The organism is Pseudomonas sp. NFPP12 (assembly GCF_900103205.1).
Classification (GTDB): domain Bacteria; phylum Pseudomonadota; class Gammaproteobacteria; order Pseudomonadales; family Pseudomonadaceae; genus Aquipseudomonas; species Aquipseudomonas protegens.
In genome coordinates this window covers 1,084,503-1,093,622 of sequence record NZ_FMWW01000002.1, presented here as the reverse complement: position 1 = coordinate 1,093,622, position 9,120 = coordinate 1,084,503, and the positions used below count along the sequence as shown (strand labels likewise).

Here is a 9,120-nt window from a genome sequence, read left to right as displayed (position 1 = left end):
AAGCGCTGTGAGGCGTTGAGCTAACCAATACTAATTGCCCGTGAGGCTTGACCATATAACACCCAAGCAATTTGCTTAAGAAGCGAGTTGCGGTGTGTGAAGACGATACAAACCGAAAGTTTGCGAACACACAAACCTATTACATACCCATTCGCTGGCACGTTGCACAAGCAACGGACTGGCTACCGAATTTCTTGACGACCATAGAGCGTTGGAACCACCTGATCCCATCCCGAACTCAGAAGTGAAACGATGCATCGCCGATGGTAGTGTGGGGTTTCCCCATGTGAGAGTAGGTCATCGTCAAGATTAAATTCCGAAACCCCAACTGCATATGCAGTTGGGGTTTTGTTTTGCGCGTGGAAAATTTGCTCTTATTCGCAAACAAATTTGCACAGTTATTTTCGGATTGGAACACTAGAATAACCGTTACTTTCTCCACTCCCAGAGCCTTCTATGCCAGATCCGGTTGACGCCCCCGGGTTGTCAGAATTACCACTGGACGACCTGGTTGCCTGCCATGAATGCGACTTGCTGATGCGCAAGCCCAAGCTCGCCCTCGGTGAGAAAGCCCAGTGCCCTCGTTGTGGCTATGAGCTCTACGCGCACCGGCACAATGTGGTCGAACGCAGCCTGGCCCTGGTGATCGCGGCCTTGTTGCTCTATGTGCCGGCGAACTTTCTACCCATCATGCAGCTCAATCTACTGGGACAGTCTTCTGAGGACACGGTCTGGAGCGGTGTGCAGGGGCTGTTCGACACCGGGATGGAAGGCGTGGCGGTGGTGGTGTTCCTGTGCAGCATGGGCATTCCCCTGCTCAAGTTGATTTGTCAGCTTTTAGTCCTGCTGAGTATTCGTTGGGACATCGGCCGCAGTTACGGCCTGCTGCTCTATCGCATTTATCATCATCTGCGCGACTGGGGCATGCTCGAGGTCTACCTGATGGGGGTGCTGGTGGCCATCGTCAAGTTGGCCGACATGGCATCCATTACCGTGGGCCTGGGCCTGGTGTGTTTTATCAGTCTGTTGTTGGTGCAGGTCTGGCTGGAGGTGGTGATGTCGCCTCACCAGATCTGGCAAGCGTTATCGGGAGAGGACATACATGCGGGCGATTGAGGCAGGCATTCTGATCTGTACTGAATGCCACGAGTTGAATCGGCAGGAGGCTGACAGCGAAGAGCAGACCTGCACTCGCTGCGGGGCCATGGTTCATCCTCGTCGCCCCAATAGCATACTGCGCACCTGGGCGTTGCTGCTCACCGCCGCGATCCTCTACATCCCGGCCAACGTGCTGCCGATCATGACCGTCAGTTCCCTGGGCCAGGGTGACCCCAGCACCATCATGTCGGGGGTCATCCAGCTGGTGCAGCACGGCATGTTTCCCATCGCTGCGGTGGTGTTCGTCGCCAGTATCCTGGTGCCCACCTTCAAGCTGGTGGGCATTGCCCTGTTGTTGTTTTCGGTGCAACGTCACCAGCCGCTCTCGGCCCGACAGCGGATCATCATGTACCGCTTTATCGAGTTCATCGGCCGCTGGTCGATGCTGGATATCTTTGTCATCGCCATCCTGGTGGCGGTGGTCAACTTTGGCCGGCTGGCCAGCATCGAGGCCAATCTCGGTGCGGTTGCCTTTGCCAGCGTGGTGATTCTGACCATGCTGGCTGCAGTAACTTTCGATCCCCGACTGATCTGGGATAACACGGAGTCGGACGACGACCATGAGTGATTTGCCTACCGCCAAAACCCGCCCGGCCTCCAACTGGTCGGCTATCTGGGTATTGCCACTGATTGCCCTGATCATCGGCGGCTGGCTGGGCTGGCGTGCCTACAGCCAGACCGGTATCGAGATCCAGTTGCGCTTTGAAAGCGGCGAGGGGATCCAGGCCAACAAGACTGAAGTGGTCTACAAGGGCATGCCCGTAGGTAAGGTCAAAACCCTGGCTCTGGACGATGAGGGCAACTCCAAGGGAGTGATTGCCACAGTCGAGATGAACAAGGACGTCGAACAGTACCTGAAGACCAACACCCGCTTCTGGCTGGTCAAACCCAGTGTCAGCCTGGCCGGGATCACTGGCCTGGAAACCCTGGTCTCGGGCAACTACATCGCCGTCAGCCCCGGGGATGGCGAGCCGAGCCGCAAGTTCAAGGCCCTGGCCGAAGAGCCTCCTTTATCTGATGCCAAGCCGGGCCTGCACCTGACCATCAAGGCCGAGCGCCTGGGGTCGCTGAACCGTGGCAGCCCAGTGTTCTACAAGCAGATCCAGGTTGGCCAGATCAAGAGCTTCCTGCTCTCCGAAGACCAGAACACGGTAGAGCTCAAGGTCTATATCGAGCCCACCTATGCCAATCTGGTGCGCAAGCACACACGTTTCTGGAACGCCAGCGGCATCAGCATCGACGCCAACCTGTCCGGGGTAAAAGTACGCAGCGAGTCCCTGTCCAGCATCGTCGCCGGGGGGATCGCCTTTGCCACGCCGGAGAATCGCAAGGACAGCCCGCCCACCGACCCAAGCCTGCCGTTCCGTCTGTATGAGGACTTCGACGCCGCCCAGGCCGGGATCCGGGTCAAGGTCAAGCTCACCGATTTCGAAGGCCTGCAGGCCGGGCGCACCCCGGTGATGTACAAGGGCATCCAGGTGGGCAGCCTGAAAGCCCTGAAGGTCGACTCCGACCTGAGCAGCGCCACCGCCGAGCTGACTCTCGATCCCCTGGCCGAGGATTACCTGGTCCAGGGCACCCAGTTCTGGACCGTCAAGCCTTCGATCTCCCTGGCCGGCATCACCGGTCTTGAGGCCCTGGTCAAGGGTAACTACATCGCTATCCGTCCCGGCGACAAGGGCGCCGCGCCCCAGCGCGAGTTCGAGGCCCGGGCCAAGGCCCCGCCGCTGGACCTGCGTGCCCCCGGCCTGCACATGGTGCTGTTCACCGACAACCTGGGGTCGCTGGATGTCGGCAGCCCGATTCTCTATAAACAGGTCAAGGTCGGGTCGGTGCAGAGCTACCAGTTCTCCCACACCCGCAAGCAACTGGTGATCGGCGTCCACATCGAGAAGGAATATGAAGGCCTGGTCAACGGTTCGACGCGCTTCTGGAACGTCAGTGGCATCACCCTGACCGGGGGCCTGACCGGTGGTATCCAGATCAAGAGCGAGTCGCTGCAAAGCCTGATGGCGGGTGGCATCGCCTTCGAGACCCCGCTGCCCAACGTGCCGCTGAAAAAGCGCATTCCACGTTTCCGCCTGTTCGCCAACCAGGAGGAGGCGGCGCAGCGCGGCACCCTGGTGAGCATCAAGGTTGATCGCGCCGACGGCTTGCGGGCCGGCACGCCTGTACGCTTCAAGGGCCTGGACGTGGGCAAGCTGGAAGAAGTGACCCTCAGCGCCGACATGCAATCGGTCATGCTCAAGGCGCGGATCACCGAAGTGCCCGAGCGCATCGCCCGGGTCGGCAGCCAGTTCTGGGTGGTCAAGCCGGAGTTGGGCCTGATGAAGACCTCGAACCTGGAAACCCTGGTCACCGGCCAATACATCGAGGTCCAGCCTGCGACGAAGAGCCAGGGCGTGCAGACCAGTTTTGTCGCCTTGCCGCAACCGCCGGAAGCCAGCGTTCAGGAAGCCGGCCTGAGCCTGGTGTTGAGCGCTGCTCGGCGTGGCTCGCTGAAAGTCGGAGTGCCGGTAACCTACCGCGAAGTGGCGGTGGGCAAGGTGACCGGTTACGAGCTGGGCCAGACGGCCGATCGGGTACTGATCCACATCCTCATCGAACCCAAGTACGCACCGCTGATTCGCAGTGGTACGCGCTTCTGGAACAGCAGTGGATTTGGTGTCGACTTCGGCCTGTTCAAAGGGGCGACGGTGCGTACCGAATCCCTGGAGACCCTGATCCAGGGGGGGGTTGCCTTCGCGACGCCGGATGGCGAGCGCATGGGCAACCCGGCGCGGCCTCAGCAGACCTTCCCGCTGTTCGACAAGTTCGAAGAGGAATGGCTGACCTGGGCACCGAAGATCCCCCTGGGCAAATAACCTTCCTGTAGGAGCCGGCTTGCCGGCGAAGAGGCCCTCAGCCCTGCGTCGCGCCAGAGGACGCCTTCGCTGGCAAGCCAGCTCCTACAACAGCTTTCCCATAAAAAAGGCCGCGCTCGGAAGAGCGCGGCCTTTTTCGTTGCAGCGTTACGAAATCAGACTTCGTCCAGCTCCGCTTCTGCTTCCGGCTCTGCGTTCAGCACGGCCTTGACCTGATCGTGACGACGGATGAACTTCCAATCGGCCTCGTCGATGTAGATGCCGTTCGGTCCGCTGCCACCTTCCAGGTCGATGGCCACTTGGGCGGAAACCTGGGGCTTCACACTGGCCAGGATTGGCACGAAGCCCAGTTGCAGGCTGGTTTCCAGCAGCGCCGCCTGGTTGCGCTCGTCGATGTCCGCCGCCTCGTCGAGGTAGTAAGGCAGGCGGATGCGCCCGGCCTGGTCGCGGTCCATCAAGTGCAGCAACAGGTACATGTTGGTCAGCGCCTTGATGGTCATGGTGGTGCCGTTGGACGCCGCGCCATCGATGTCGGTGTGGATGACCGGCTGGCCGTTGACCTTGGTGATCTCGAACGCCAGTTCGAACAGGTCCTTGAGGCCCAGCTGGTTGTGGTTGGCCGCCACCAGCCGCGCCAGGTACTCCTTGGCTTCTTCGTTCTTGTTGTCCTGCTCGGCGCTCTGGCTCAGGTCGAACACCGACAGGGTCTCGCCTTCTTCGTATTGCCCGGCGCTGTGGATGATCTGGTCGATGTGCTTGAGGGCTTCCTTGTTCGGCGCCAGGACGATACGGAAGCTCTGCAGGTTGGACACCTGGCGCTTGTTGATCTCGCGGTTGAACAGCGCCAGCTGGTGTTCCAGGCTGTCGTAGTCGCTGCGGATATTGCGCAGGGTCCGGGCGATATCGGTGACCGCGGCGCGGCGCGCCTTGCCCAGGGTCAGGGCTTCGTCGGTGCGGTGGGCATAGGCGTTGATCAGCAGCTGCAGGCGCCGCTCTACGTCATCCTCGCTGTCGAACTTGGCCACGCCCTTGAGGCGCACCTGGGCATACAGTGCCTCGATCTGCCCGTCGACCCGCTGCAAGCCCTGCCAGCTGTCCTGGTAGTCGTTGAGCAATGGCAGCAGGTTGTCCATGGAATCGTCCACCGGGTCCATGAACGGCGTGCCGAAGGGCAGGTCTGCCGGCAGCAGCTGACGGCGACGCAGAGCGTCGTCCAGGGTGCGCTGCTTGGCTTCCATGTCGGCGATCTGCCGGCCCACCAGTTGCAGCTTCGCAGACAACTGCTGGACGCGCTCGGTGAAGGCGTCGCTGGAGCGCTTGAGTTCGTCCTGGGCGGCCTCCATCTGTGCCAGCTGCTCCAGCTTCTCGCCTTCCTCGGCGCTCAGAGTCTGAGCGCGGCGGAAGTCTTCCAGGGCCTTCTGGGCATCCAGTACCTGTTGGTACAGGGCTTCGGTCTGGGTCTTGCTGGCGGCGCGGTCGGCGGCCACGGCGGCCTGGGTCTTGAGCTGCTTGAGCTCTTTTTCCAGGCGTTCTTTCTGATCCCGCAGGGCGGCGCGGTCGGCCAGGGCCTGCAAGGCTGGCGGTTCGATGTGGGAGATGTCGATCGACAGCCCCGGCACTTCGAAGCGCTCGCCCTTGAAGCCGTCGAGGATCAGCTCCACCGACTTCACCCACTCGCCGTTGTCGTCCAGGGCAATGCCGTGTTCGCCCAGGGGCAGGCTGAACAGCGCGCTGTTGAACAGGCGCATCAGGCGCTCCACGTCCTGCTGGGAGAACTCTTCCCGCAGGCGGGCGTAGCTGTTGTTGTCGGCATGATCGAGCTGCTGCTTCACCGACTTCAGGCGTTTTTCCAGGTCCCGCAGGCGCTCCTCCAGGTCTTCGGCGGAGAATTGCCGGGACTGGGCCAGGGCGCCGGCCAGTTCGTCGTGAGCATCCTTGGCCGCCAGCAGTTGCTGTTCCAGGACCTTGACGTCATCCACCAGGGCGAAGCGGTGCTTGAGCACCGACAGCTCACCCAGCCAGCGCTGGGTGCCGGTGATTTCCCGCTCCAGGCGCATCATTTCCTGGGTGCTGCTGCGCTGGTCGTTCTGCAGCGCGTCCTGCTCGTTGCGGTAATGCTCGGCCTGGATGGTCAGCTCTTCCTTGCGGGCGCCGGCGTAGTCCGACCAAGTGCCCAGCAGCGAATCCAGAAGTGGCGACAGGCGATGCAGTTTGCCCCGCAGAATGTCCCGCTGCTTCACGCCGTTGGCCAGGGCCTCCACCAGGGGGCCGGCGGCCACCAGGGAGTTGTAGTCCTGCTCCATGCGTCGTACGTCGCGGAAAGCTTCGTCGCACGCGGCGATGTAGTCGACGCTGCCGGAGCGCAGGCTGTGCTCGAAGGCGTCGAGGAACAGCTGCTTGAGCTTGGCCGCGGTGATTTCGCGCATGTGCAGCAGGTTGATGAACAACGCGCGGAAGGTCTTCAGGCTTTGCTCGCTGGTGGAGCGCAGCGGGATCAGGGTCAGGTCCAGGGGGATCGAGGTGTGGCCGCCCACCAGCAGGCGCCGCAGTTCATCGGGCTTGAGCTCATAGGCCTTGAGGCCCTGGCGCTCCAGGTTGGTGAACAGCTCTTTCTGCCGCAGGCAGGTGTCGTCCTTCTGGTAGTGCGCCAGGTCCAGCTGCCCGGCGTAGGCGAAGAACTGGTGGCCGAAACCGCCGCCCGGGCCGCGCCCGACCACGCCGATCACATGGGGGCCGTGGGGCAGCGAGACTTCCACCAGGATGTAGCTGGTGTCGGAAGCGAAGTAGAAGCGCCGGGATTGTTCCAGGCTGTACTTGCCGAAGCTCATGTCCGACATGCGTGCCAGGATCGGGAATTGCAGGGCGTTGATGGATGCCGACTTGCCCAGGTTGTTGGCCCCGTACACCGACAGCGGCTCTTCCAGGGGGAACAGGCCGAGGCTGTAGCCGGCGGTGTTCAGTAGGGCAAAGCGGCGGATGCCGTAGCGTTCCTTGCTCATGCGTCGAGCTCCTGTTCTTCGGCGATGGCTCGGGCCAGCGCGTCTTCTTCACTTTCTTCGGACTCGTCGAATTCGCTCAGGTCCAGCGGGTCATCGGTCTGCAGCAGTTTTTCGTCGCTGTCGTCGTCCACCAGCACCGGGGTCGGCAGCGGCAGCACGCTGTGCAGGCTGGCGGCCAGGTCGCGGTCCTGCTGGACCGACAGGCAGACATCGAGGAAGCGGTGCATCGGCGGCAGGAAGCGATAGATCCCCGGCTCCTCGGCGGCAAAACCCAGCTGGGTCATGCGGCGCATGATTTTCTCTTCCAGCTCTTCCTGGGTCTGCACTTCGGCCTGGATGAACAGGTCGCGGTATTTTTCCAGCAGCGACGGCAGTTCGTCGCGGCCCAGGCTGCCGCCGTCGAGCACGGAGATCGGGTCGCGGCCCTGGTCGGCCAGGTGCTCCACCAGGATGAAGGTGAACAGCGCCAGGCGCTGGGCGGTCTTGTTCACCTGGGCGGCGGCGTTGTCCGGCACGAAGTAGTAGAAGCCGCGGGTATCGCACACCAGCTCGAAGCCCAGGGCCTTGAACAGGGTGCGGTACTGGTCCTGGAAGTTCGACAGTTGGGCGTACAGCTCCGGGTCGCGGCGGCTGACGTGGTAACCCTTGAACAGCTCGCGGAAGATCGGCGCCAGCTGGGACAGTTCGGAAAGATCAAGATGCATTGGCGTTGCTCGCAGAATGCTCGGCGGCGTCATCGCGGGCCGAGAGCAGGGCGAAGGAGCGCAGGCTGACCTGGTGCTCCTGGGTGTGGTAGTCGCGGCGTTCGAGGCGCTCGCGCTTGAAGCGTTTTTCCCGGGACAGGCGCGAGAACCAGTACAGCAGTTCGTCGGTGGCGCCATCGGGCTCCTGGTCCAGCAGCCAGCTCATCAGGTCCGGCATCGGCAGGGCATCTTCGCAGCGCTCGAGCATTTCCCGGACCGTGCGCGGTGCCTTGGGGGCCACGCCCTTGTGGGTCTTGTGGGCCTTGGGGAAGCGCGCGGGCTTGGGTTCGAAGCGGGCCAGGGCGTAGACATAGGCTTCCACCTGGCCGGAGCTGCCGAGGAAGGTGCTTTGCGGACGGGTGAACATCGGCATGGCGGCCTGGGGCACGGCGTCGATGCCCTTGCGGCGGATGGCCGACAGGGCCAGGGCCGCGCCGCGGGTCACGGCGTTATGACGGCGCGCCTCCTCACGCAGCGGCAGCAGCAGTTCCCGGGCATGGCGCAGGGTCAGCTGGGCGCTGGTCTGCATTTCCAGGATCCGCGCGTGGGTGCGCAACAGCATGTCGTCGTCCACCAGGTGGCCCAGGCGCTGCTGTTCGGTGAGCATGCGCAGCAGGACGTTCTCCACCTTGCGCACGCCCTGTTCGAAGGCGCCGTCGGCGTTCACCAGTTGGATCATCGGTTCGACGTATTCGTCCCAGGTGGCCAGCACCTCGGCATAGCGCTGGCGCAGGGGGATCTGCCGGTCGCTGGTCTTGGCCCGCTCGGCAACGGCCACCAGGGCCTGTTCGTCGTTGGCGAGCTTCTTCAGGACATCGCGCACGCGCATGTCCAGCAACCGCAGCTGGCGCGCCAGGTCGTTGCCGTCGCGCACGTCGAAGGCGTCCTGGATGTAACCGGCCAGGCGCTCGAGGTGGCGCAGGTAGGCTTCGATCTCCAGGCACAGGCCCAGGCGGTGTTCACGGCGCAGGTAGGCGAGGAAGTCGTGGATCTGCGCATTGAGCTCGAAACGGTTCGGGCTTTTCGCCACCGGGACCAGGATGTCCAGGCGTATCCATACGTCCAGCAGGTGGGTGATGTCCTGGGGCGTGCTGTCCAGTTGTTGGGCAGACAGCTGTGAACGCAGTTCGGCAAGACTCAGGGTGCCTTGGTCGAAGTGCTCGCACAGCGGCTCCAGAAGTGCCCAGTGTTCGGCGAGGGCGCGCAAGACGCGCTTGGGTTCGATCATCGGAATGGCCGGCTGGTTGGCAATGAAAAGCGGCGATTGTACTGCATCAGGGGGCTGACGATTCACCCCCAGGTCCAGGTATGAGACGGACAGTCGCTTTTGTGCGCAATCAACTGCGGGCGATCTTC

At 62.6% G+C, this 9,120-nt stretch carries 6 protein-coding genes and 1 rRNA gene; 4 read left to right on the top strand and 3 right to left on the bottom strand.

Translation table 11 applies throughout. From position 1 onward, the window contains the following. Positions 1 to 193 precede the first annotated feature (193 nt). The 4 genes from rrf to BLS75_RS12765 all read left to right on the top strand — a co-directional run bounded on the left by rrf (position 194) and on the right by BLS75_RS12765 (position 4,022). Positions 194 to 309 (top strand): 5S ribosomal RNA (rrf, locus tag BLS75_RS12780). Between the two features lie 147 nt (positions 310 to 456). Then, positions 457 to 1,116 carry a paraquat-inducible protein A gene (locus BLS75_RS12775; protein WP_041119907.1) on the top strand — a complete coding sequence of 220 codons (660 nt, stop codon included), beginning with the start codon at positions 457 to 459 and terminating at the stop codon, positions 1,114 to 1,116. Then, positions 1,103 to 1,726: a paraquat-inducible protein A gene (locus tag BLS75_RS12770; RefSeq protein WP_015637044.1), complete on the top strand. Its 624-nt coding sequence runs from the start codon at positions 1,103 to 1,105 to the stop codon at positions 1,724 to 1,726. Before BLS75_RS12775 ends, BLS75_RS12770 begins: the two co-directional genes overlap by 14 nt. Further along, positions 1,719 to 4,022 carry a PqiB family protein gene (locus BLS75_RS12765; protein WP_072450982.1) on the top strand — a complete coding sequence of 768 codons (2,304 nt, stop codon included), beginning with the start codon at positions 1,719 to 1,721 and terminating at the stop codon, positions 4,020 to 4,022. The genes BLS75_RS12770 and BLS75_RS12765 overlap by 8 nt, the downstream gene beginning before the upstream one ends. Before the next feature lie 155 nt (positions 4,023 to 4,177). Here BLS75_RS12765 and mksF read toward each other — a convergent pair whose 3' ends face one another. From mksF to mksB, 3 genes are read right to left on the bottom strand one after another with little or no spacing between them, the layout of a single operon-like run. Next, positions 4,178 to 7,021 carry an Mks condensin complex protein MksF gene (gene mksF / locus BLS75_RS12760; protein WP_015637042.1) on the bottom strand — a complete coding sequence of 948 codons (2,844 nt, stop codon included), beginning with the start codon at positions 7,019 to 7,021 and terminating at the stop codon, positions 4,178 to 4,180. After that, positions 7,018 to 7,725, bottom strand: coding sequence for an Mks condensin complex protein MksE (gene mksE, locus BLS75_RS12755; protein ID WP_072450981.1), 708 nt, complete (start codon positions 7,723 to 7,725; stop codon positions 7,018 to 7,020). The genes mksF and mksE overlap by 4 nt, the downstream gene beginning before the upstream one ends. Then, a complete protein-coding gene (gene mksB, locus BLS75_RS12750) occupies positions 7,715 to 8,992 on the bottom strand; it encodes an Mks condensin complex protein MksB (protein ID WP_041120711.1) in 1,278 nt (425 codons plus the stop codon). Before mksB ends, mksE begins: the two co-directional genes overlap by 11 nt. Positions 8,993 to 9,120: the final 128 nt, after the last annotated feature.

Excerpts from the sequence above, each read along its gene's own strand:
- BLS75_RS12775 (WP_041119907.1), top strand. The coding sequence starts at position 457 with ATGCCAGATCCGGTTGACGCCCCCGGGTTGTCAGAATTACCACTGGAC.
- BLS75_RS12770 (WP_015637044.1), top strand. The coding sequence starts at position 1,103 with ATGCGGGCGATTGAGGCAGGCATTCTGATCTGTACTGAATGCCACGAG.
- BLS75_RS12765 (WP_072450982.1), top strand. The coding sequence starts at position 1,719 with ATGAGTGATTTGCCTACCGCCAAAACCCGCCCGGCCTCCAACTGGTCG.
- mksF (WP_015637042.1), bottom strand. The coding sequence starts at position 7,021 with ATGAGCAAGGAACGCTACGGCATCCGCCGCTTTGCCCTACTGAACACC.
- mksE (WP_072450981.1), bottom strand. The coding sequence starts at position 7,725 with ATGCATCTTGATCTTTCCGAACTGTCCCAGCTGGCGCCGATCTTCCGC.
- mksB (WP_041120711.1), bottom strand. The coding sequence starts at position 8,992 with ATGATCGAACCCAAGCGCGTCTTGCGCGCCCTCGCCGAACACTGGGCA.